The sequence below is a fragment of the Pantoea phosphatilytica genome (assembly GCF_051025615.1).
In the GTDB taxonomy this organism is placed as follows: Bacteria; Pseudomonadota; Gammaproteobacteria; order Enterobacterales; family Enterobacteriaceae; genus Pantoea.
The window spans coordinates 192,698-213,121 of sequence record NZ_JBPFDF010000003.1 but is presented as its reverse complement, the minus strand read 5'-3'; the positions used below and the strand labels follow the sequence as shown (position 1 = coordinate 213,121).

The window sequence follows — 20,424 nt, the reverse complement described above, 5'->3', positions numbered from 1 at the left end:
TTTCGTTATTATCGGCGCGGCGTGACGGCTGATGAGCCGTTAACGCCGCAGGTTTCCACTCATTGTAAGTGCCGAAACCTATCGTTATCGTCCATTATCGTCAGCCTGACGCCGACGCCATCGGGGGTTGCCGGGCCATGAGGCCAAACACTTCCACCCGGTCTGCTGGCGTCGGCTTGCCCAGCAGATAGCCCTGCAGCGCATCAAAGCCCAGGCTGGTAAGCAGATGCTGCTGCTCTTCCGTCTCGACACCTTCCGCCACCATCCGCAGGTTGAGACTCTGCGCCAGCGTCAGCATGGCGCTGACCACCGTCGCATCTTCACTGCCGGGCCGCAGGCAGTTAATAAAGCTGCGATCGATCTTAAGTTCGCTGGCATCCAGATCTTTCAGATGCAGCAGATTGGCATAGCCGATGCCGAAATTGTCGATCGCGATGCTGACGCCCGCCTGCTGCAGTTCGCGGATACGCTGCTGGCTGAACGCGGGATCGCGCATCGCGATCGCTTCGGTGACCTCCAGCATCAGCGCGCAGCCCGGTAACTGATAACGGGTCAGCGTCTGGGTCAGGATAAACAGCAGATCGCGCTGATGGAACTGCAGCGCGGAGAGGTTGACCGAGACAGTCCATTCACTGTGGCCCTGGTTGTGCCAGATGCTGAGCTGACGACAGGCTTCCTCGATCACCCAGTTGCCGAGCGCCACAATCTGCCCGGTTTTTTCGGCACGCGGCAGAAACATCTCAGGCGTCAGCAGGCCGCGCTGCGGATGCTGCCAGCGCAGCAGGGCCTCAAATCCCATCAGGCGTGTGCCGCCGGAACGAAATTTCGGCTGATAGAACAGGCGCATCTGCTGGCGATCCAGCGCCTCCCAGAGGTCGTTGGTCAGCTCCAGCTGATGCTGCGTTGCGGCGCTCATAGCCAGCTCAAACAGGCACCAGCCGTTGCGCCCGCTGTGTTTAGTGTGGTACATCGCCGCGTCGGCGTTAAACATCAGCTCCTGACGATTGCGGCCGTGCAGGGGAAAGATCGCAATGCCCGCGCTGAGCGAAACGTGCAGGACATAGCGGTCAAATTCAAACGGCGCGCCGATCACGTTTACCAGTCTTTGCGCCAGCTGGCAGGCCACGCTGAAATCGCATCCCTTAACCATCAGCACAAATTCATCACCGCCCAGACGCGCCAGCAGCATCGTCTCGCTGAGCTGGCTGCGCAGCCGTTCCGCAACCGCCATCAGCAGCCGATCGCCGACGTGATGACCCCAGGTGTCATTCACGGCCTTGAAGCCGTCAAGATCCATATAGATCACGGCAATGCGATGCCCGTTAAGCATCGCTTTTTTGATCGCCTGATCGAGCTGCTGCTCCAGCATGACCCGATTGGGCAGCGCGGTCAGGTTGTCATGCAGCGCCAGCTGCCGCAGCTCCTTGTTCGCCTGCCTGAGTCGCGTCGCCAGCCGGGCGGCGCGCATCTGCGCATCCAGCATCGAGCAGAGCAGCGTGATCCCCAGAATCGAGAGCGTAATCAGCGTCACCCACACCGCCAGCCCCGGATTACTGAGACCGTGCGCCTGCATCGTACTGTCGTCACTGAATGTCGCCGCCGCCATGCCCACATAGTGCATACCGGCAATCGCGATCCCCATCACCAGCGAGGCCAGCCCCCGCATCAGCAGCAGATGGTGATCGCCCTTGCGCAGATGAAACGCCAGCCAGAGCGCCACGCCGGAGGCGACAAATGCAATCAGCACCGAAAGCGCCACCAGCAGCCCATTCCATTCGGGTCGCGGTTCAACCAGCAGCGCACACATGCCGAGATAGTGCATCACCACTACCCCGGAGCCCAGGATCAGGCTGCCGCGCAGCAGTCGCTGTCGGGTAAGATGCAGCCCGCCCACCGTCTGACCAAAGGCCAGCATCGACGTCAGGATCGCCACCAGCAGCGAGAGGATCGTCAGCCGGATGTCGTAGCGCATCGTCATAGGCATCATCATCGCCAGCATACCGATAAAATGCATCGCCCAGACGCCGATGCCCATAGTGGTTCCGCCCACCAGCAGCCAGAACCGGGCGCGCCAGCCACGGGAAACCGCTACGCGTCCGGCGGTATCCAGCGCAGTAAAAGAGGCAATAAAGGCCACGAGCAGCGAAACGCAGATCAGAACGCTATCCCAGGTGACAGGCAACATAGATAACTCCTCACCACCCGTGGAAAAACGGGTGCTGTGTACAGTCTTTAAAAGTCATTAAAAAAGCACCCAACGGGTGAAAGCAGATAAATGCCGGTATTTTTGGTTCTTAAGTTCCGGCCAAACGTGCCCGCAGACGCAGGTTTTCTCTATGCTGCATCTTATTACCCGCCAGCGGTGCCAGCCGGTAAAACGTTATTTTGTCTGATTGGTACAGGAACATATCACCGAAGCAGAAAGCGTGCCAGCGGCCAAAAATAGCGGGCAATTTCGTTTTGCCGTCTCGCTTTACGCCTTGCTGTTACTGGGTTATCGGCCAGGACGCGCATTAGATTAGGGAAAAATAAAAGCCCGTGCTTCGCGGAACGCTTTAACTGATCTATAGTAAGTAAAACTGATATAAATCATCACTCTTAAGCCTAAGATTTTTCTTATGACTGCGGCGCCGACCGCTCTGCTGTTTTTATTTCCTTTTTTTGGGTTGAATTATTAATTAACACCGGGTGAAAAAGCACTGACTCTCGATAATCCGTAAGGAAATATTATGAAACTCAAGCTTTTTCTTATTGCCGCTGCAGGGTTTACTGTCGCCCTTCCCGCATTAACCCAGGCGGCGACGACCTCGGGAACGATCAACGCCACCCTGACACTGACCACCGGGTGCCTGGTCAATGGCCAGTCCGCTACAGCCGGTGTTAACTTCGGTACCCTGAACTTCGGCAGCAGCGCAGCCACCTTTGATACCCTGAATGCCACCCTTGTCGGCGCGGCGGGTAACGGTATTTTTGTGCGCTGCACTACCGGTCAGGACTACAACGTAGTGGTGACCAGCAGCAATGCGGCACCCGCCACGATTTACGGTACTGCCTCTGCCTCCCCCCGCTATCTGCTGCTGGGATCGAACAATGCGCAGGGCATCGCCTATACCCTCTACAGTGACGCCTCTTTTACGACCGCAATCGCGAACAATACGCCGATCGCGGCCAGCGGCACCTCCGATCCGACGCTGGGCACCAACTACGCCATCTACGGCCGGGTGGTGGGCGGTGGTTTTAATCCGCTGATCCCTGCCGGTACTTACACCGATACGATCAACGTCGCCGTGAACTATTAACTGCTGCTGCAGGACAGAAAAGGTGGTTCTCTGGCGAGCCTGCCTGACGATCGCGTGTGGCCTGACGCTGCTGACAGGCAGCCTCCGCGCCTGGGGTCTGCCGACCAGCACCTTCCAGGTCACCGCGTCGATTGTGGCAGGCTGCGTGATCTCCGGCACCAACACCGGCGTTTTCGGTGCGCTTGATTTCGGTTCGCAATCTGGCGTGTCAGCCAATACCGTCAACGCCAGCTTTGTGCAGAGCACCTCCATTAACCTGGCCTGTACGCCGGGCACCACGCTGAACATGAGCATCAATCAGGGCAGTAATTTCACCACCACCCGCAACCTGAAGCTGCCCGGTTTCAGCAGTACCGTTCCCTATACGCTCTTTAGTGACGCCAGCCGCACCTCGGTGATCCCGGTTAATCAGTCGGTGCCACTGAGCTACAGCAATGCCAGCAACATTACGCTGCCGATCTACGGCCAGCTGAAACTTCCCGGCACTGCACGCGCGGGCGTCTATACCGACACGCTGACCGTCACCCTGAGCTGGTGAGGCAATAAAATAAGGATATGCACATGAAGCCACTGCGCGCCCTGCTGTTACTGCTGAGTTCCGGCCTGCTCTCACCGGCCTTTGCCGCTAACTCGGTGATGATCTGGCCCATCGACCCCGCCATCAATCCCGAGGAGAAAGCCAGCGAACTCTGGCTGGAGAATCGCGGAAACAGCACCACCATGATGCAGGTCCGGGTCTTCAGCTGGCAGCAGATTAATGGCCAGGAGCAGTATCAGACCCAGCAGGAGGTGGTCGCCAGTCCACCGATGGTGCGGATGGAGCCGGGTCAGAAACAGCTGGTGAGGCTGATCAAACAGACCGCGCCTGCGGCCGGTAAAGAGCGGGCCTATCGGGTGGTACTGGATGAGATCCCGACGCCGCGCAATCCCGGTGAAAACCAGGCCGGGCTGACTTTCCAGATGCGCTACTCGGTGCCGCTGTTTGTGTATGGTCAGGGCGTCACCGCCGACAGCGTGCGCCCGGCGCTGCGCTGGCAGCAGGTCAGCGAGGGCGGCAGGCGCTGGCTTCAGCTGACGAACAGCGGCAACGGCCATGCCCGGCTGAGCAATGTGACGATTGGCGGTCGCCGACTGGGAGAAGGCCTTTATGGTTACGTGCTGGCGGAGAGCAATCACCGCTGGCCCCTCAGCTCACCGGTCAGTGGTGAACTCAGCGCAGAAGTGAATAAAAAGCAGTGGCGTAGCGCGGCTCAGAAGTAAGCGCTGAATGCGATCTTTCTCCCTGCATCCCTGTGCGCTGGCGGTCGCCAGCCTCCTCTGCACCGCCGCACCCGACGCGCTGCGGGCGGAGACTTACTCCGCCCTGCCGCCGCCGCCCAGCCTGCAGAGCCAGGGCGACGCGCAGCAATATATGCTGGAGCTGGTGGTTAACCAGCAGGCCAACGGCAACATCGTGCCGGTCGAGCAGCGCGACGGACATTTCCGGCTGCGCAGTGGCGATCTGCAGCGTGCCGGTTTGCCAGCGGAGAAGCTGGGCGCTGAGGCGCTGGTCGATGTCAGCAGCCTGCAGGCGGTAAAGGTGGAGTATGACGCGGCACGGCAGCGGCTGCTGCTCACCGTGCCGCCCGCGTGGCTGCCGGGTCAGGTGATCGGCGAGGCGAAAAACGGGCCACGCTATCCTGGACGCACCAGCCGCGGCGCACTGATTAACTACGATCTCTACGCCAGCCGCACCGACAACAGCGGCACCCGCCTCTCGCTCTGGAATGAGCTGCGCCTGTTCGGGGAGGCCGGACACATCTCCAGCAATGGCGTCTGGCTGCAGCAGCTCGAAGGCCAGACCACCTATCAGGACGATGGCTATATCCGTTATGACAGCTGGTGGAGTCGCGACGATGAGAACACGGCGATGAGCTGGCGGGTCGGCGACCTGGTCACCGACTCGCTGGCGTGGAGCAGCAGCGTGCGGCTCGGCGGCCTGCAGGTGGGCCGCGACTTCAGTGTCCGCCCCGATCTGGTGACCTATCCGCTGCCCGCCTTCTCCGGCCAGGCCGCCGTGCCCTCTACCGTCGATCTTTTTATTAACGGCTATCGATCCAGCCAGGCAAATGTGCAGCCAGGTCCCTGGTCGATGACCAATGTGCCCTTTGTTAACGGCGCGGGTGACGCCGTGATCACTACCACCGACGCGGTGGGACGTCGCGTCACCACCACCATGCCGTTTTATGTCTCCAGTAATCTGCTGAAGCCGGGACTGTCTGACTACGCGCTCTCTGCAGGCGCGATCCGCCAAAACTACGGTATCCGCAACTTCGATTATGGTGCTGCCGCCGCCAGCGGATCCTGGCGATACGGCATGACCGACTGGCTGACGCTGGAGAGCCACGCCGAAGGCAGCAAAAGCCTGGCGATGGGGGGCGTCGGCGGGCAGCTGCGCGTTGGCAGCTGGGGCGTGGTCAACGGTGCGGTAGCCCAGAGCCAGCTTGAGGGCGACAACGGCAGACAATATAGCTGGGGATACCAGTACAACAATCGCTGGTTCAACCTCGGCACGCAGCAGATCCAGCGCAGCAGCACGTTCGGCAACCTGGCACTGGTCGGCAGTCGTGCCGGAGGCCTGCCGGACAGCCGCCGCTACGCGCTGTCGCGCCGCAGCGCGCAGTACAGTGCCAGCGTCTCACTGAACCGCTTTGGCAGCGTGGGGGCCGCCTTTATCGATATCACGGACGGCCAGGGCGATCGCACCCGGCTGTGGAACCTCTCCTGGAGCAAAAACCTCTGGGGCAACAGCAGCCTCTATGTCTCCGCCAGCCGCGATCAGCAGGAGAAGAGCTGGACCGGCGCTATTTCGCTGGTGATCCCGTTTGGCGAACAGGGCAGCGCCGCGATCAGCACCGAACGCGATCAGCGCGGCCGCGACAGCCAGCGCCTCTATGCTTCCCGCGCCATGCCCAGCGACGGCGGCATTGCCTGGGATGCGGGCTGGGCGAATCAGAGCGGTAACAGCGGTGACTATCGTCAGGGCAGCCTGCGCTATCGCAACAATCAGATCGACACTTCGGCGGGCTTCTACGGCGACAATGAAAACCTGACGCAGTGGGCCGATCTCTCCGGCGCGCTGGTGCTGATGGACAATCATCTCTTTGCCGCTAATGCGATCAATGACGCCTTTGTGCTGGTGAAAACCCGCTACCCCGACGTGACCGTCCGCTACGAAAATCAGCCGATGGGCCGCACCAGTCAGCAGGGCTACCTGCTGGTGCCCGCCATCAGCAGCTACTACCCGGCCCGCTATGATATTGACACGCTCGATCTGCCCGCCGATATGACGACCCCTCGGGTGGAGCAGCGCTTCGCGGTGAAACGCCAGAGCGGCTACCTGCTCGATTTCCCGGTAGAGAAGCTGCGCTCGGCCAGTGTGATCCTGCTCGACAGCCGGAGGCAGCCGCTGCCAGTCTCCAGCCAGGTGCTGCGTCCCGGCCGTCCCACCGAATATGTCGGCTGGGATGGACTCGTCTGGATGGAAAATCTCACCGCCAGTAACCCGATTGCGGTGCTTACGCCCGACGGTCGCCGCTGTGAAACCGAACTGCGCATCGCCAGCGGTCAGCCGCAGGCGCTGAAAACCTACGGTCCCCTGACCTGTGCGCTGCCGCCCCCGGCGACAGGCAGCGCCACTTCCGCTGATCCTCTCTACGGAGCGCAACCATGATGAGATCTCTGCTACTGGCTGGCCTGCTGCTGCTGCCCTCGCTGGGCTACGCCGCCTGTTCCCTGCCCGCCTCCAGCGCCAGCTTCGGATCGGTCTCTACCTTTGTGGCGAACACCACCATCAGTTCAGTGACCACCAATGCCAACGTCAACTGCGGGTCAGGGTCCGCAGTGTCGCTGCTGGGCAATAACCAGATCACCTTTCAGCTGACGGGCGCGACCAACAGTAACGGCACGCGCGGGATATTAAAGCGCAGCGGTGACACCGGCAGCGACAATGTGCCGGTCCGGCTCTGTACCGACTCAGCCTGCGCCAGCGAACTGACGATTGGCGGCACGCCGTTCGTCTATGGATCCCAGACCCTGATCAACCTGGCGGGGTTGCTGGGCAGCCTGAATTTTGCCATTCCGGTCTATCTGCGAACGGTGCCCGGCCAGGTGGTGGCCGCCGGGACATATCAGGTGACGCTGAATATGGCGGTGACGTACCGCATCTGCACCAGCATCGCGATAGGGGGACTCTGCTTAAGCGAACAGAACGGCAGCGGCGTCATCCCGATCAACCTCACCGCCATCCTCACCAATGACTGTACGACGATTACCTCGCCCAATATCAGCTTTGGCAGTGCGCCGCTGGTCGGCAGTTTCTCCGCCGTTACGCAGACCATTAATGTCCTGTGCAGCAAAGGCAGCACCTATACGGTCGGACTGAGCAATGGCAGTTATCCGGTGGGCAGCGTGCGAAATATGGCCAGCGGGGCTAATCGTCTGAGCTATGAGATCTATAAAGGATCCAGCAGCAATCGCTGGGGGTCGGCAGGAACGGAACGCTGGAGCAGTACGATCTCCTCGGCGGTGTCAGCGGATGGACTGACGCGCGGCTATAACTACACCGCGCGCATCCTGACTTCGCAGAGCACGCCGCCAGCCGGAAACTACAGCGACAGCGTGGTGGTCGATTTGTCGTTTTAGAGCGAGGCGCTGACCGGTGCGGTGCGGTGACGCAGCTGATACTGCTTCACCATCCGGCCAATCAGCAGCGTGCCGATCAGCCCGCAGACGGCCGCAAAGGTCAGCCAGACGCCCGGCATCGCCTTATCACCGGTGGCGTGGATCAGATAGCTGGAGATGGCCGGGGTGAAGCCGCCAAACAGCGCCGTTGCCAGGCTGTAAGCCATTGAGAAACCGGCAGCACGCACCTCGGCAGGCATAATTTCCGCCAGATAGACCACCATCGCGCCATTATAGCTGGCGTAGAGGAACGACAGCCACAGCTCCGCTTCCAGCAGATGGGCGAAACTGGCCGAGCCCACCATCCAGTGCAGCACCGGCCAGGTGGTGACAATCATCAGCAGCGTAAAGACGATCAGCAGCGGGCGGCGTCCGACGCGATCGGACAGCGCCCCCATCAGCGGCAGCCAGAAAAGGTTTGAGAGGCCGACGCAGAGCGTCACCATAAACGCCTGCCTGTCGCTCATCATCAGCACAGTTTTGCCAAAGGTAGGGGTAAACGCAGTGATCATGTAGAACATCACCGTGGTGGTGACCACCATCAGCATCCCCGCCAGCACCAGCGCCCAGTTGCTCGCCACCGACCGCATGATTTCCGTCATGCTCGGGTGGTGTTTGCGTTTGCTGAATGCTTCGGTCTCCTCCAGCATCCGGCGGATATAGAACAGGAACGGCACAATCAGACAGCCGACCACAAACGGGATGCGCCAGCCCCACTCCGTGACTGCCTCTTTCGCCAGCAGGTGGTTCAGCATCAGCCCCAGCAGCGCAGCGAAGATCACCGCAATCTGCTGACTGCCCGACTGCCAGCTGACGAAAAAGCCTTTACGCCCTTTGGGGGCCACTTCCGCCAGATAGACCGACACGCCGCCCAGCTCAACACCCGCCGAGAAGCCCTGCAGCAGTCGCCCCAGCAGAATCAGGATCGGTGCCGCCGCGCCCAGGGTCGCGTAGCCTGGCACCAGCGCGATGGTCAGCGTGCCGATTGCCATCAGGCTCAGCGTCAGCAGCAATCCTTTGCGACGGCCATGATGGTCGATGTAGGCACCCAGAACGATCGCCCCCAGCGGGCGCATCAGGAAGCCCGCGCCAAAGGTCATCAGGGTCAGCATCAGGGAGGCAAAGGGATCATCGCCAGGGAAGAAGGTTTTGGCTATCGCGGTCGCGTAGTAGCCAAAGACCATGAAATCGTACATCTCCAGGAAGTTACCACTGGTGACGTTAAAGATCGTTCGGGCGGCACTTTTGGGTGGTTTTTGTAAAGACGGGGTGTGACTCATAACGGCTTCCTGTTGTTTTTTAGCCGTTTTAGCCTGCCTGCGTCAGGATTAATGTGACCAGGCTCACCATTGCACTTTACAAAACTATGTACATAGGTAACAACAAATTAACAATTCAGCTCAGCCAGCATAACCGATCGGTGCGATCGCCGGTTGGCCTGATTTTGTGTGGCTGGCGCGCAGCCATAAAAAAAGGCGACGGAAGCCGTCGCCCTGTTCAGCGGACGGATAACCCGCTATTTCTTCACGGTTTCCATACCCATCAGACCGATTTTCAGGTAGCCCGCAGTGCGCAGCTTATCCATCACGCTCATCAGCGTTTCATAGTCCACCGACTTATCTGCCTGGAAAAAGATGGTGGTCTCTTTATTACCCTGGGTCTGGCTGGTCAGTACGTTCACCAGCGAATCGGGCGTCACGTGGTCGTTGCCGACATAAAGCTGCTTATCCGCCTTGATCGACAGGTAGACCGGCTTTTCCGGTCGTGGCTGCGGCGCGCTGGTTGATGCGGGCAGATTGACCCGCACGTCGACCGTCGCCAGAGGCGCGGCCACCATAAAGATGATCAGCAGGACCAGCATAACGTCGATAAACGGCGTCACGTTGATCTCGTGCATTTCACCCTGTGTCTCCAGGTCGTCGTTTAATCGCATTGCCATCGGTGCTTACCCTAACCGCAGTTTCTGAGCGGTGGCGGGACGCGGAACATCCGGGGCAACGGTGCCGAGGTCGATATCACGGCTTTGCAGCAGCATGACCTGAGCGGCCACATCGCCCAGCGAGGCTTTATAGTTAGCGATCATGCGGGCAAACACGTTGTAGATCACCACCGCCGGAATAGCCGCCACCAGGCCGACCGCGGTCGCCAGCAGCGCTTCGGCGATGCCTGGCGCGACCACGGCAAGGTTGGTGGTCTGGGTTTTTGCGATGCCGATAAAACTGTTCATGATGCCCCAGACGGTGCCGAACAGCCCTACGAACGGCGCCACCGAACCGATGGTGGCCAGGAAACCGTTGCCGCGTCCGGCGTGGCGGCTGAAGGCTGCGACGCGGCGCTCCAGGCGGAAGCTGGTGCGGTCTTTGATGCCGTTGGTGTCTTCCACACCCGCCGACAGCGCAAGTTCGTTCTGCGCATCGTTCAGCAGCACCGCGCTGTGGCTGTGACCGGTAAACGACCGGGCGATGCGGGCGGCGTCATTGAGAGTGCGGGCTTCGCCCAGCGCCTGCTGCTCGCGCTTCAGGCGACGCTTCGCCGCGCTGAGTTCGGCATATTTGCCGAAGAAGATCGCCCAGGTTACGACAGAGGCCAGCAACAGGCCAATCATAACCACCTTTACCACGATATCGGCATGTTGATACATGCCCCAAACGGAGAGGTCCGTTTGCATCAACTCACTGGCTACCACGCTGCTTCTCCAACTTCTGATTCAGGGATGCAAAACAAGCGCAAATAATAGCAAACTGGTGCCGAATTGATAGTAGTTCTCATTAGTATTTACAAACAGCAGTCGGCCGGCGGCGCTGTCTGCGACCGCTTTCAGAGGGCATATGCCCGGATGTTTCTAAAATGTGAAGCTGCATGAAAATTTATTAAAACAACGTTTCAAAATGTGATGGAATTCATTCAATCAGCATCGCTGCATTTTACTCAGGCCGGTTTTCACTATGCTGGCTCCTCACGGCCCTCTCCGGTTTGCCCCAATCCCGGGCCGTCCTACCTCTGCGGGAGACAATATAATGAGAATGACAAAAACAGGCCTGGCGACTGCCCTGGCGGTGATGATGATGAGCGCTGCCGCCCAGGCACAGGTCATTAAAGTTGCCGAAGTGCAGCCCGCGGGCTATCCGACGGTGATCGCTCTGCAGCATATGGGTGACAAACTGAAACAGGCTACCGACGGACGGCTGGAGATGAAGATCTATGCCGGTGGTGTGCTGGGTGATGAAGACCAGACGCTGCAACAGGTGCAACTCGGCGCCATCGATATGATCCGCGTTTCGCTGGCACCGGTGACCTCGATTGCCCCGGAAACCAGCGTGCTGACGCTGCCCTATATTTTTCGCGACGTTGACCACATGCACAAGGTTCTGGATGGTGAGATAGGTCGCGAGATCGCCAGCCGGTTCGATAACGATCCCAACGCCCGCATGGTCTTTCTCGGCTGGACCGACGCCGGTGAGCGCAACATGATCACCAAAAAGCCCCTCGCGCAGCCCGGGGATCTCAAAGGGATGAAGATCCGGGTGCAGAACAGCGCCATCTCGCTGGCAACGCTGAAAGCGATGGGCGCAAACCCGGTGGCGATGGGCGTCAGTGAAGTGTTCAGCGCCATGCAGACCGGCGTGGTCGATGGCACCGAGAACAACCCCCCGACCTTTGTGGCCCACAACTATCTGCCGGTGGCGAAGTATTACACCCTCAGCGGCCACTTTATTCAGCCGGAGATGATCCTCTATTCAAAACGCGCCTGGGATCGCCTGAAGCCCGACGATCAGGCGCTGCTGAAGAAGCTCGGTAAAGAGGCGCAGGATGTAGAGCGCCAGCTCTGGGCGACCTACACCGACGACTCGATCGCGAAGATGAAGGCGGGCGGCGTCACGTTCCAGCAGACCGACCGCGACTATTTCGTTAAAGCGACGCAGCCGGTGCGCGATCAGTTTGGCGGCAAATATCAGGATCTGATGACCCGGATCGCTGAGGTGAAATAATCCCGGCGCCACACTGCCGTGTGGCGTGCTTAATCAGGTATCAATTATGACTGCTTATACGCGTCTGATGGATGGGCTTTATCTGCTCTGTATGCTGGTGGCCGCTGTGGCGCTGCTGATCATGGTGACGGTGATCCCGATTGGGATCTTCGCCCGTTACGTGATGAACAGTGCCCTCTCCTGGCCGGAACCGGTCGCCATTATCTGCATGATCATTTTTACGTTTATCGGCGCACCGGTGGGCCTGCGCGCCGGAACCCATATCTGCGTGTCGATGATCACCGATCGCCTGTCACCCGCCGGACAGCGCCTGATGCTGCGCGTCAGCGATCTGCTGATGATCGTCACCTGCCTGGTGATCTTTCAGGCCAGCTACAGCCTGTGTGAAGCGATGTGGGTGCAGAGTCTCGCGGCACTGCCCGCGATAACATACGGCGAGATCTACCTGCCGATCCCGATCGGCGCGATCTTTACCCTGCTGTTTGTCATTGAGCGATTGCTGAACGGCGATCAGAGCCAGCGGCCGATCGTCTCGCTGGGCGGCACCCACTAACGCGGAGCAGAAAAATGGATGCATTGATTCTGATAGGCAGTTTGCTGGTATTGCTGATGGTGGGCTTTCCGGTCGCCTTCGCCGTCGGCCTCAGCGCCTTTATCGGGGCGTGGTGGATCGATCTGCCGCTGGAGGCGGTGGTGATTCAGGTGACTAACGGCATCAACAAGTTTTCGCTGCTGACCATCCCGTTCTTTATTCTGGCTGGCGCGATTATGGCAGAGGGCGGCATTGCCCGGCGGCTGGTCAACTTCGCCTATATCTTTGTCGGCTTTATTCGCGGCGGGCTCTCCCTGGTGAATATCGTCGCCTCGACCTTCTTTGGCGCGATCTCCGGTTCATCGGTGGCGGATACCGCCTCGATTGGCTCGGTGATGATCCCGCAGATGGAGGAGAAAGGCTATCCACGGGATTTTGCCGCCGCCGTCACCGCCAGCGGCTCGGTGCAGGCGGTGCTGACGCCCCCCAGTCATAACTCGGTCATCTATTCACTGGCGACGGGCGGCATGGTGACTATCTCCTCCCTGTTTGTTGCCGGGATTTTCCCTGGCCTGCTGCTGGCGGCCTGCCTTATGGTGATGTGTCTGGGCTTTGCCCGTAAACGCGGCTACCCCAAAGGTGAACGGATCCCGTTTCGTCAGGCGCTGAAGATCTTCTTCGATGCGTTCTGGGGGCTGTTTACCGTGGTGATCATCATGGGGGGCATCCTCTCCGGCATCTTTACCGCCTCGGAATCTGCCGCCATCGCCTGTCTCTGGGCCTTCTTTGTGACGATGTTTATCTACCGCGATTTCAAATGGCGGCAGCTGCACATCCTGCTGTTCCGCACCATTAAAACCGTCACCATCGTTATGGTGCTGATCGCCTTTGCGGCAGGCTTCGGGGCGGTCATGACCTTTATGCAGCTGCCGACCCTGATTACAGAAGCCTTCACCAGCCTCTCCGATAACAAATATGTGATTCTGATGTGCATCAACATCCTGTTACTGGTGGTGGGAACGCTGATGGATATGGCACCGCTGATCCTGATCCTGACCCCGGTGCTGCTGCCGGTAGCGACCGCGCTGGGCATCGATCCGGTTCACTTCGGCATGATCATGCTGACCAACCTGGGGATCGGGCTGATTACGCCGCCGGTCGGCACGGTGCTGTTTGTGGCCAGCGCGGTAAGTAAGCAGAAGATTGAACAGGTGGTCAGCGAGATGCTGCCCTTCTACGGCATGCTGTTCCTGGTGCTGATGCTGATTACCTATATCCCTGCCATTTCACTCTGGTTACCCCACCTGATGGGCGTGATGTAGCACAATAAAAGCGGCCCGTTCGCGGGCCCGTTTTTTTATGCTGCGACGCACTCTGATAATCGCCATTGAGTCTCAACCCTGCTGGTCGTTTCATGATAACGTGAGGGCTTAGTCAGAAGCGGCAAAGGCGACTCATGACCACCAGAAAAATTGATACCACGCTCGTTAGCGCAGGACGCAGTAAGCGTTATACCCAGGGTTCGGTGAATGCAGTCATTCAGCGCGCCTCCTCGCTGGTTTTCGATAGCGTTGCGGAGAAAAAACGCGCCACCGCAGGCCGGGCAAAAGGCGAACTCTTTTATGGCCGCCGGGGCACCCTCACCCACTTTGCGCTGCAGGATGCGATGACCGAGCTGGAAGGGGGCGCAGGCTGCGTGCTCTACCCCTGTGGCGCGGCAGCGGTGGCGAACGCGATTCTGGCCTTTGTGGAAGCTGGCGATCATGTGCTGATGAGCGGCGCGGTCTATGAACCGACGCAGGACTTCTGCACAAAGATTCTGGCGAAAATGCAGGTGTCGACGGGCTGGTTCGATCACACTATGGGCAGCGAAATCGCTGAGCTTGTGCAGCCTAACACCCGGGTGGTTTTCCTTGAGTCGCCCGCCTCCATCACCATGGAAGTGCAGGATATCCCGGCGATCGTCGCGGCCGTTCGCGCCCGCGCACCCGACGCGATCATCATGCTCGACAATACCTGGGCAGCCGGGATTTTATTTAATGCTCTGGCGCACGGCGTCGATATCTCCATTCAGGCCGGCACCAAATATCTGATTGGCCACAGCGATGCGATGATCGGCACCGCCGTAGCCAATGCACGCTGTATCGATCAGCTGCGCGAGAACTCCTATCTGATGGGTCAGATGGTCGATGCCGACACCGCCTACATGGCGAGTCGCGGTCTGCGCACCCTGGGCACCCGTCTGCGTCAGCATGAAGAGAGCGCCCTGCAGGTGGCGACGTGGCTGGCGGCGCGTCCGGAAGTGGCGCGGGTCAACCATCCGGCGCTGGCGCAAAGCAAGGGGCATGCGTACTGGCAGCGCGATTTTAACGGCAGCAGCGGCCTGTTCTCCTTTATCCTGCAGGAAAGATTGAGTGACGCCCAGCTGGCGGAATATCTCGACCACTTCCATCATTTCAGCATGGCTTACTCCTGGGGTGGCTATGAGTCGCTGATTCTGGCGAATCAGCCCGAAGAGCTGGCCGCTATTCGTCCGGCGGGCGGTGTGGATTTCACAGGAACCCTGGTTCGACTGCACATCGGCCTGGAGCACGTTGATGACCTGCTGGCTGACCTGGAGGCGGGATTTTCGCGTCTGACGCGCTGAGTCAGTTAAACAAAGCGTAAACGGATGCTAAACCGATGGCGGCTGTCCGCAGAGTCTGCCGGGCAATCGCATTTTTGTTGTTAAAATTTATCCCGCATCGTTCAGGTCACTCGTGCATTAACTGTGTAATCTGGATGCCGACGGATAGTTCCTTGTGACGTGATGGAATAGCTAATGGGTGTTTTACACGAGATAGTCCAGGCGCTCTGGCATCAGGATTTTGCCGCGCTGGCGAACCCGGATGTGGTGTGGGTGGTGTACGGCGTGATGTTCCTGACGCTGTTTCTGGAAAATGGTCTGTTACCCGCCTCGTTTCTGCCAGGCGACAGCCTGCTCCTGCTGGCAGGCGCGATGGTGGCAAAAGGGGTAATGGATTTTGTGCCAACGATGGTGATCCTGACGACAGCCGCCAGTCTGGGCTGCTGGCTGAGTTATCTGCAGGGGCGCTGGCTGGGCAATACCCGGCTGGTAAAGAGCTGGCTGATGCATCTGCCCGCGCAGTATCACCAGCGCGCCTGGAATATGTTCAACCGACATGGCCTGATGGCGCTGCTGGTTGGCCGTTTTCTCGCGTTTGTCCGCACCATTCTGCCAACCATGGCCGGGATTTCCGGCCTGCAGAATGGTCGCTTCCAGCTGTTTAACTGGCTGAGCGGCGTGCTGTGGGTCGGAATTGTAGTGGCCTTTGGCTATGGCATCAGCCAGGTACCGTTTATCAAGCGCCACGAAGATCAGGTGATGGCAATCCTGATGGTCCTGCCGATGGTGCTGCTGGTGCTTGGCCTCTCCGGCAGCATTCTGGTCATCTGGAAGAAGCGTCGGCAGAAACGGGCCTGACGCGCCCGTTGCCTCCGGGTCCGCCGCTGCTCAGGCGGACGGATCCGCAACCGTCTGCCTGACCCGGCTGACCTCCTCCCCCGGCGTCACGCCAAAATAACGTTTAAATTCCCGCGAGAACTGGGACGGGCTTTCGTAGCCAACCCTCACCGCCGCCGCGCTCGCCTTCAGCCCATCATGCAGCATCAGCAGGCGCGCCTGATGCAGGCGATAGCGCTTGAGATACTGCAACGGCGAGGTCTGCGTGACCGCCTTGAAGTTATGGTGAAAGGCGGAAACGCTCATGTTTACCTCGGCCGCCAGCGCATCCACGCTGAGGTTTTCCGCATAGTGATTCTCAATCCGTCGCAGCGCACGCGCAATCAGGCTGAACTGCGTCTGTCTGCTGACCAGTGAGAGCAGCGCCCCGCCGATCGGGCCGGTCAGCACATAGTAGATAACCTCCCGGACGATGTGCGGCCCCAGTACCCGCGCATCGCGCGGCTGAGTCATGACATCGAGCAGCCGTTCGGCGGCACACAGCATCGGTTCCGTCAGCCACGCCGAGTGAATACCGGAGGTCAGCGGCTGCGGCTGGAACTGGTCGTCATCACCGATTTCAATCAGCAGATCCTGCAGGCTGGCGGTATCGACGTTCAGACAGAGCCCGGCAATCGGGACATCCGGCGAGGCCCAGGTTTCGCACTCTACCGGCAGCGGCACCGTCAGCATCAGGTATTTGCTGGCGTCATACTGGAAGGTAGTGCTGCCGAGATAGCCGGTTTTGCTGCCCTGAAACAGGATCACGATGCCGGGCTGATACATCATCGGCGTGCGGGGACGATATTGGTTCGCATAAATCAGCGACACATTTTCAACCGGACAGAGACGGTCATGACCGTGCGTCATTAAGGTAACTACCTGCTGTGCCAGCCGGTGACACAGTGCATCGTGCGCCATAGTGACTCCTTTTCGGACAAAAATTCAGTGTGCCGTGACTGTGCCTGAATCGCCAGCGGTCTGGAGAATCAGGCAAGAAGTTGACGGGATCAGGCATAACCCGGGGCGGCAGATGTTGCCTGAGCTGAGCAGGCTGACAATTGTTGGCTAGACTTAAGCACAGTGAAATCTCACGGGTTAACCGCAACGGAAAGGAGCAACTATGGCAGACCAGCCCATTATCAAACTGCGCGATGGCAATATGATGCCGCAACTGGGACTCGGCGTGTGGCAGGCCAGTATCGAAGATGCGCGCCATGCGGTGCTGAAAGCGCTTGAGGTCGGCTATCGCTCAATCGATACCGCCGCCGCCTACAAAAACGAAGAGGCGATTGGTCAGGCACTGCAGGAGACCGATGTGCCGCGTGAAGAGATTTTCGTGACCACCAAACTGTGGAACGACGATCAGCAGAACGTTCAGCAGGCGATGGAAACCAGTCTGGAGAAACTAAAACTGGAGCAGGTGGATCTCTATCTGATGCACTGGCCGTGCCCGGAAAAAGATCACTACGTTGACGCCTGGAAGAAGATGATTGAACTGCAGCAGCAGGGACTGACTAAAAGCATCGGCGTCTGTAACTTCCACGAGGCGCACCTGAAGCGACTGCTGGATGAAACCGGCGTGACGCCGGTCGTGAACCAGATTGAGCTGCACCCGATGCTGCAGCAGCGCACCCTGCACGCCTGGAACGCGCTGCATCAGATCCAGACCGAATCCTGGAGTCCGCTGGCTCAGGGCGGTAAAGGGGTATTCGATCAGGAGATCATCAAATCTCTGGCGAAGAAATATGGCAAAACCCCGGCGCAGATCGTGATCCGCTGGCATCTGGACAGCGGCCTGGTGGTGATTCCGAAGTCCGTGACGCCAGCGCGTATCGAAGAGAACTTTAAGGTCTTCGATTTCCGTCTGGATAAGCATGAAATGAGTGAGATAACGAAGCTGGACAGCGGCAACCGTCTGGGGCCAGACCCGGAAACCTTTAACTGAGACGCAGTTTCAGGGTAATCATATCCGCCGTCTGGTCACCGGCGGCGGGTGAAAAACGCGGTCAGGCGGGTTATCCGGCCTGACCGCGCGCTTATGCAGTGGGCTGAACCACCAGTTGACCTGCGGTTCCGCGATCCGCCAGCTCCAGCGTCTGACTGTAGTAGACGAACGGGAAGTGGTCGGACGAACTCTGCGGGAAGCTCACCAGCAGCTCCACGCTGCCATCAACCCACACCGTATCTTTCCAGCCGCGATCTTCGCCCATCGGCTGTGCGCCATTGACGCTTTTGATCAGGAACATCACGCCCTGAATATGTAGCGACTGGGGCCGGTCAGCGTGCAGGATCCAGCGTTCGAAGGTGCCCTGCTGGGTCGTGGTGTCGATGCGGTTCATATCCCATACCGCGCCGTTGATGCCCGGCATGCTGTCACCGATACGGAACTCCCGCGTGCGAACCGCCGTGCCATCCAGAATCTGATCGGCCAGCAGCCGCATCGGCAGATTATCGGTCACCAGCGGCAGCAGACCGGTGGGCCGCAGGGTCAGGATCAGGGTCGAGGTCAGAATGGATGAGGGCTCAAAGAAGCCGCGCAGCCGATCCATAATGCCCGCCGCCGTGCCTGCGGTGATCGAGACTTCGTCGCCCTGCGACATATCGACCAGTACTTCGCGGCGTTCGCCCGGTGCCAGAGAGAGACGCTGCACCGCCACCGGTGCAGGCAGATAACCCTGGTCGCTGGCAATCACCATAAACGGCCGGTTGTCGCTGAGCACCATCTCGTAGCGGCGCGCATTCGACGCGTTCAGCAGACGCAGACGAACCCAGCCGCGCGAGACCTCGACGAACGGATTGCGCACGCCATTGACCAGCAGCGTGTCACCCAGGAAGCCGCCATCCTGTGGCGGGTCATACACCGGCGTCGCAAAGTTATCGAGGCGTTTGTCCTGAATGATGATCGGGAAGTCATCCACGCCGTAGTGCTTCGGCAGCGGCAGCTGTTTGCTGACCTCATCTTCCACCAGCCACATTCCTGCCAGACCGTTGTAGATGTGCGGTGCCATGCGGTTTGGGGTGTTCGCATGATACCAGCAGGTCGCGGCCGCCTGACGGATCGGCAGCACCGGCGACCAGTCCACGCCCGCCGACATCATTCGCGGTGCGCCGCCCATCAGCGCGCCCGGCAGTTGCAGGCCGCTGACGGTCATGGAAACCGGCTCATTCAGCCTGTTGCTGTAGATAAGTTTAACGTCATCACCGCTGTAGACCCGCACAGTCGGGCCAAGGTAGAGACCGTTAATGCCCCAGACCGGCACCTTGTTGTTATCGCCGTTGAACGACCAGTGACTGCGCTGCATCGTGAGAAACAGCGGCTGGCCGCGACGGGACTCCAGCAGCGGCGGAACGGGAAGCGGCGTGTCGCCGCTGGCGGATGAGGCGGCCTGGGCCGCACGGGGCATAACCGTGGCGCTGAGCGCCACGCCAGCAGAAAGCTGGATGAACTGACGTCTGCTGAAAGACATAAAACTTCTGACCCTTTACGCGTGGCGCTAAGCGCCGACCCTGTTTTTATTGATCTGTTTTTGCTGTGCTGCGTTCACGGCGAGCCAGCGCGGGCTCACCGTGGGCATCCATGCAGGATAGTTCGGCGAAGGAGTCGCCGGTCAGATTTTTCCGTTTTTTTCGCGTTCTGCGACTTCGGCGTTCAGCTCTTCCAGCTTCGCCGCCATCAGTTCGCGACAGTGGGTAGCCAGCTTACGCACCGATGAGGATTCAAACGCCTTTACGTCAACCGGTGGCAGCATCTCCACGATCACCAGCCCGTTCTTCAGGCGGTTCAGGTTGACCTTGCCGTGGGTGTTAGAGACCACAATCGGAATGATCGGCACCCCTGCCGCCACCGCCGCATGGAAGGCACCGGTTTTAAACGGCAGCAGGCCACGGCCACGGCTGCGCGTCCCTTCCGGGAACATCCAGATGGAGATGCGCTTGCGATTGAACTGATCGACCAGCTCGCCGATGGTACCACGCGCTTTGGCGCGGTCATCGCGGTCGATCAGCAGGTTACCGGTCAGCCAGTAGAGCAGGCCGAAAAACGGCACCCACAGCAGGCTCTTTTTACCCACCGTCACCGTCGATGGCTGCACAATTTTAGCCGCAGTCACCATGTCATAGTTGTTCTGATGGTTCGCAATGTAGATCGCGTTGCCATATTTCTCCGCGCCTTCCGGCTTGCGCAGCTCCACTTTAAGGCCGAACACCGTCGACAGTTTGCCAAACAGATGACCAAACCGGGCGACGTGACGCGGGTCGCGCGGCGAGAAAAGACACCAGACAGAGCCAAAGATACAGATGGCGATCGAATAGATGACGACGATAATGGTACGCAGAATCAGTAACATAGTTCCCTCATTGAGCCACGGCTGACGCAGG

The 20,424-nt window shown here is 59.4% G+C and carries 18 protein-coding genes; 11 read left to right on the top strand and 7 right to left on the bottom strand.

The genetic code is table 11. The annotated features are described in order from the left end of the window. Positions 1 to 100 precede the first annotated feature (100 nt). Positions 101 to 2,185, bottom strand: a complete 2,085-nt coding sequence (locus ACR6AS_RS13670) for a putative bifunctional diguanylate cyclase/phosphodiesterase (RefSeq protein WP_434162528.1) — start codon at positions 2,183 to 2,185, stop codon at positions 101 to 103. Positions 2,186 to 2,729: 544 nt separating this feature from the next. Between ACR6AS_RS13670 and ACR6AS_RS13665 the strand changes: the two genes are divergently transcribed. From ACR6AS_RS13665 to ACR6AS_RS13645, 5 genes are read left to right on the top strand one after another with little or no spacing between them, the layout of a single operon-like run. Continuing rightward, positions 2,730 to 3,299: a spore coat protein U domain-containing protein gene (locus ACR6AS_RS13665; protein ID WP_111139871.1), complete on the top strand. Its 570-nt coding sequence runs from the start codon at positions 2,730 to 2,732 to the stop codon at positions 3,297 to 3,299. Positions 3,300 to 3,321: 22 nt separating this feature from the next. Next, positions 3,322 to 3,837 carry a Csu type fimbrial protein gene (locus tag ACR6AS_RS13660; protein WP_111139872.1) on the top strand — a complete coding sequence of 172 codons (516 nt, stop codon included), beginning with the start codon at positions 3,322 to 3,324 and terminating at the stop codon, positions 3,835 to 3,837. A gap of 23 nt (positions 3,838 to 3,860) precedes the next feature. Beyond that, a complete protein-coding gene (locus ACR6AS_RS13655; RefSeq protein ID WP_111139873.1) occupies positions 3,861 to 4,559 on the top strand; it encodes a fimbrial biogenesis chaperone in 699 nt (232 codons plus the stop codon). A 7-nt stretch (positions 4,560 to 4,566) separates the two neighbouring features. After that, positions 4,567 to 7,011 carry a fimbria/pilus outer membrane usher protein gene (locus tag ACR6AS_RS13650; protein ID WP_434162524.1) on the top strand — a complete coding sequence of 815 codons (2,445 nt, stop codon included), beginning with the start codon at positions 4,567 to 4,569 and terminating at the stop codon, positions 7,009 to 7,011. After that, positions 7,008 to 7,982, top strand: coding sequence for a Csu type fimbrial protein (locus ACR6AS_RS13645; RefSeq protein ID WP_367395827.1), 975 nt, complete (start codon positions 7,008 to 7,010; stop codon positions 7,980 to 7,982). The genes ACR6AS_RS13650 and ACR6AS_RS13645 overlap by 4 nt, the downstream gene beginning before the upstream one ends. On the opposite strand, the gene ACR6AS_RS13640 is transcribed toward ACR6AS_RS13645, so the two are convergent. The 3 genes from ACR6AS_RS13640 to exbB form a co-directional block, all read right to left on the bottom strand. Next, a complete protein-coding gene (locus tag ACR6AS_RS13640; RefSeq protein ID WP_111139876.1) occupies positions 7,979 to 9,301 on the bottom strand; it encodes an MFS transporter in 1,323 nt (440 codons plus the stop codon). The two genes, ACR6AS_RS13645 and ACR6AS_RS13640, sit on opposite strands and share 4 nt — an antisense overlap. 236 nt (positions 9,302 to 9,537) lie before the next feature. Beyond that, positions 9,538 to 9,960, bottom strand: a complete 423-nt coding sequence (gene exbD, locus ACR6AS_RS13635; RefSeq protein ID WP_111139877.1) for a TonB system transport protein ExbD — start codon at positions 9,958 to 9,960, stop codon at positions 9,538 to 9,540. 6 nt (positions 9,961 to 9,966) lie between these two features. Continuing rightward, a complete protein-coding gene (exbB, locus tag ACR6AS_RS13630) occupies positions 9,967 to 10,689 on the bottom strand; it encodes a tol-pal system-associated acyl-CoA thioesterase (RefSeq protein ID WP_293774552.1) in 723 nt (240 codons plus the stop codon). A 349-nt stretch (positions 10,690 to 11,038) separates the two neighbouring features. On the opposite strand from exbB, the gene ACR6AS_RS13625 reads away from it, so the two are divergent. From ACR6AS_RS13625 to ACR6AS_RS13605, 5 genes are all read left to right on the top strand, one after another. Next, on the top strand, positions 11,039 to 12,010 hold the full coding sequence (locus ACR6AS_RS13625; RefSeq protein WP_434162519.1) for a TRAP transporter substrate-binding protein: 972 nt from the start codon (positions 11,039 to 11,041) through the stop codon (positions 12,008 to 12,010). A 46-nt stretch (positions 12,011 to 12,056) separates the two neighbouring features. Beyond that, positions 12,057 to 12,563, top strand: a complete 507-nt coding sequence (locus ACR6AS_RS13620; RefSeq protein WP_293774549.1) for a TRAP transporter small permease — start codon at positions 12,057 to 12,059, stop codon at positions 12,561 to 12,563. Between the two features lie 14 nt (positions 12,564 to 12,577). Next, positions 12,578 to 13,864, top strand: coding sequence for a TRAP transporter large permease (locus ACR6AS_RS13615; RefSeq protein WP_111139881.1), 1,287 nt, complete (start codon positions 12,578 to 12,580; stop codon positions 13,862 to 13,864). A 134-nt stretch (positions 13,865 to 13,998) separates the two neighbouring features. After that, positions 13,999 to 15,189: a cystathionine beta-lyase gene (metC, locus tag ACR6AS_RS13610; RefSeq protein WP_418798432.1), complete on the top strand. Its 1,191-nt coding sequence runs from the start codon at positions 13,999 to 14,001 to the stop codon at positions 15,187 to 15,189. 174 nt (positions 15,190 to 15,363) lie between these two features. Then, complete coding sequence (locus ACR6AS_RS13605; protein ID WP_111139883.1) at positions 15,364 to 16,026, top strand: DedA family protein; 663 nt, start codon at positions 15,364 to 15,366, stop codon at positions 16,024 to 16,026. A 30-nt stretch (positions 16,027 to 16,056) separates the two neighbouring features. Here the strand turns inward: ACR6AS_RS13605 and ACR6AS_RS13600 are convergent, their stop codons facing one another. Continuing rightward, entirely contained in the window at positions 16,057 to 16,965 is a 909-nt protein-coding gene (locus tag ACR6AS_RS13600; RefSeq protein ID WP_434162515.1) for an AraC family transcriptional regulator, read from the bottom strand. A gap of 202 nt (positions 16,966 to 17,167) precedes the next feature. Here ACR6AS_RS13600 and dkgA point away from each other — a divergent pair, with 202 nt between their 5' ends. Then, positions 17,168 to 17,992, top strand: a complete 825-nt coding sequence (dkgA, locus tag ACR6AS_RS13595) for a 2,5-didehydrogluconate reductase DkgA (RefSeq protein ID WP_434162513.1) — start codon at positions 17,168 to 17,170, stop codon at positions 17,990 to 17,992. 91 nt (positions 17,993 to 18,083) lie between these two features. Here the strand turns inward: dkgA and ftsP are convergent, their stop codons facing one another. Together ftsP and ACR6AS_RS13585 are read right to left on the bottom strand one after the other, a co-directional pair. Then, positions 18,084 to 19,514: a cell division protein FtsP gene (ftsP, locus tag ACR6AS_RS13590; RefSeq protein WP_111139886.1), complete on the bottom strand. Its 1,431-nt coding sequence runs from the start codon at positions 19,512 to 19,514 to the stop codon at positions 18,084 to 18,086. A 141-nt stretch (positions 19,515 to 19,655) separates the two neighbouring features. Then, the gene (locus ACR6AS_RS13585) at positions 19,656 to 20,393 is read right to left on the bottom strand and encodes a 1-acylglycerol-3-phosphate O-acyltransferase (protein ID WP_111139887.1); all 738 of its coding nucleotides are present in this window, start codon (positions 20,391 to 20,393) and stop codon (positions 19,656 to 19,658) included. Positions 20,394 to 20,424: the final 31 nt, after the last annotated feature.

What these genes read in the sequence shown, in the direction of transcription:
- ACR6AS_RS13670 (WP_434162528.1), bottom strand. Translation starts at nt 2,185, where the DNA reads ATGTTGCCTGTCACCTGGGATAGCGTTCTGATCTGCGTTTCGCTGCTC.
- ACR6AS_RS13665 (WP_111139871.1), top strand. Translation starts at nt 2,730, where the DNA reads ATGAAACTCAAGCTTTTTCTTATTGCCGCTGCAGGGTTTACTGTCGCC.
- ACR6AS_RS13655 (WP_111139873.1), top strand. Translation starts at nt 3,861, where the DNA reads ATGAAGCCACTGCGCGCCCTGCTGTTACTGCTGAGTTCCGGCCTGCTC.
- ACR6AS_RS13650 (WP_434162524.1), top strand. Translation starts at nt 4,567, where the DNA reads ATGCGATCTTTCTCCCTGCATCCCTGTGCGCTGGCGGTCGCCAGCCTC.
- ACR6AS_RS13645 (WP_367395827.1), top strand. Translation starts at nt 7,008, where the DNA reads ATGATGAGATCTCTGCTACTGGCTGGCCTGCTGCTGCTGCCCTCGCTG.
- ACR6AS_RS13640 (WP_111139876.1), bottom strand. Translation starts at nt 9,301, where the DNA reads ATGAGTCACACCCCGTCTTTACAAAAACCACCCAAAAGTGCCGCCCGA.
- exbD (WP_111139877.1), bottom strand. Translation starts at nt 9,960, where the DNA reads ATGGCAATGCGATTAAACGACGACCTGGAGACACAGGGTGAAATGCAC.
- exbB (WP_293774552.1), bottom strand. Translation starts at nt 10,689, where the DNA reads ATGCAAACGGACCTCTCCGTTTGGGGCATGTATCAACATGCCGATATC.
- ACR6AS_RS13625 (WP_434162519.1), top strand. Translation starts at nt 11,039, where the DNA reads ATGAGAATGACAAAAACAGGCCTGGCGACTGCCCTGGCGGTGATGATG.
- ACR6AS_RS13620 (WP_293774549.1), top strand. Translation starts at nt 12,057, where the DNA reads ATGACTGCTTATACGCGTCTGATGGATGGGCTTTATCTGCTCTGTATG.
- ACR6AS_RS13615 (WP_111139881.1), top strand. Translation starts at nt 12,578, where the DNA reads ATGGATGCATTGATTCTGATAGGCAGTTTGCTGGTATTGCTGATGGTG.
- metC (WP_418798432.1), top strand. Translation starts at nt 13,999, where the DNA reads ATGACCACCAGAAAAATTGATACCACGCTCGTTAGCGCAGGACGCAGT.
- ACR6AS_RS13605 (WP_111139883.1), top strand. Translation starts at nt 15,364, where the DNA reads ATGGGTGTTTTACACGAGATAGTCCAGGCGCTCTGGCATCAGGATTTT.
- ACR6AS_RS13600 (WP_434162515.1), bottom strand. Translation starts at nt 16,965, where the DNA reads ATGGCGCACGATGCACTGTGTCACCGGCTGGCACAGCAGGTAGTTACC.
- dkgA (WP_434162513.1), top strand. Translation starts at nt 17,168, where the DNA reads ATGGCAGACCAGCCCATTATCAAACTGCGCGATGGCAATATGATGCCG.
- ftsP (WP_111139886.1), bottom strand. Translation starts at nt 19,514, where the DNA reads ATGTCTTTCAGCAGACGTCAGTTCATCCAGCTTTCTGCTGGCGTGGCG.
- ACR6AS_RS13585 (WP_111139887.1), bottom strand. Translation starts at nt 20,393, where the DNA reads ATGTTACTGATTCTGCGTACCATTATCGTCGTCATCTATTCGATCGCC.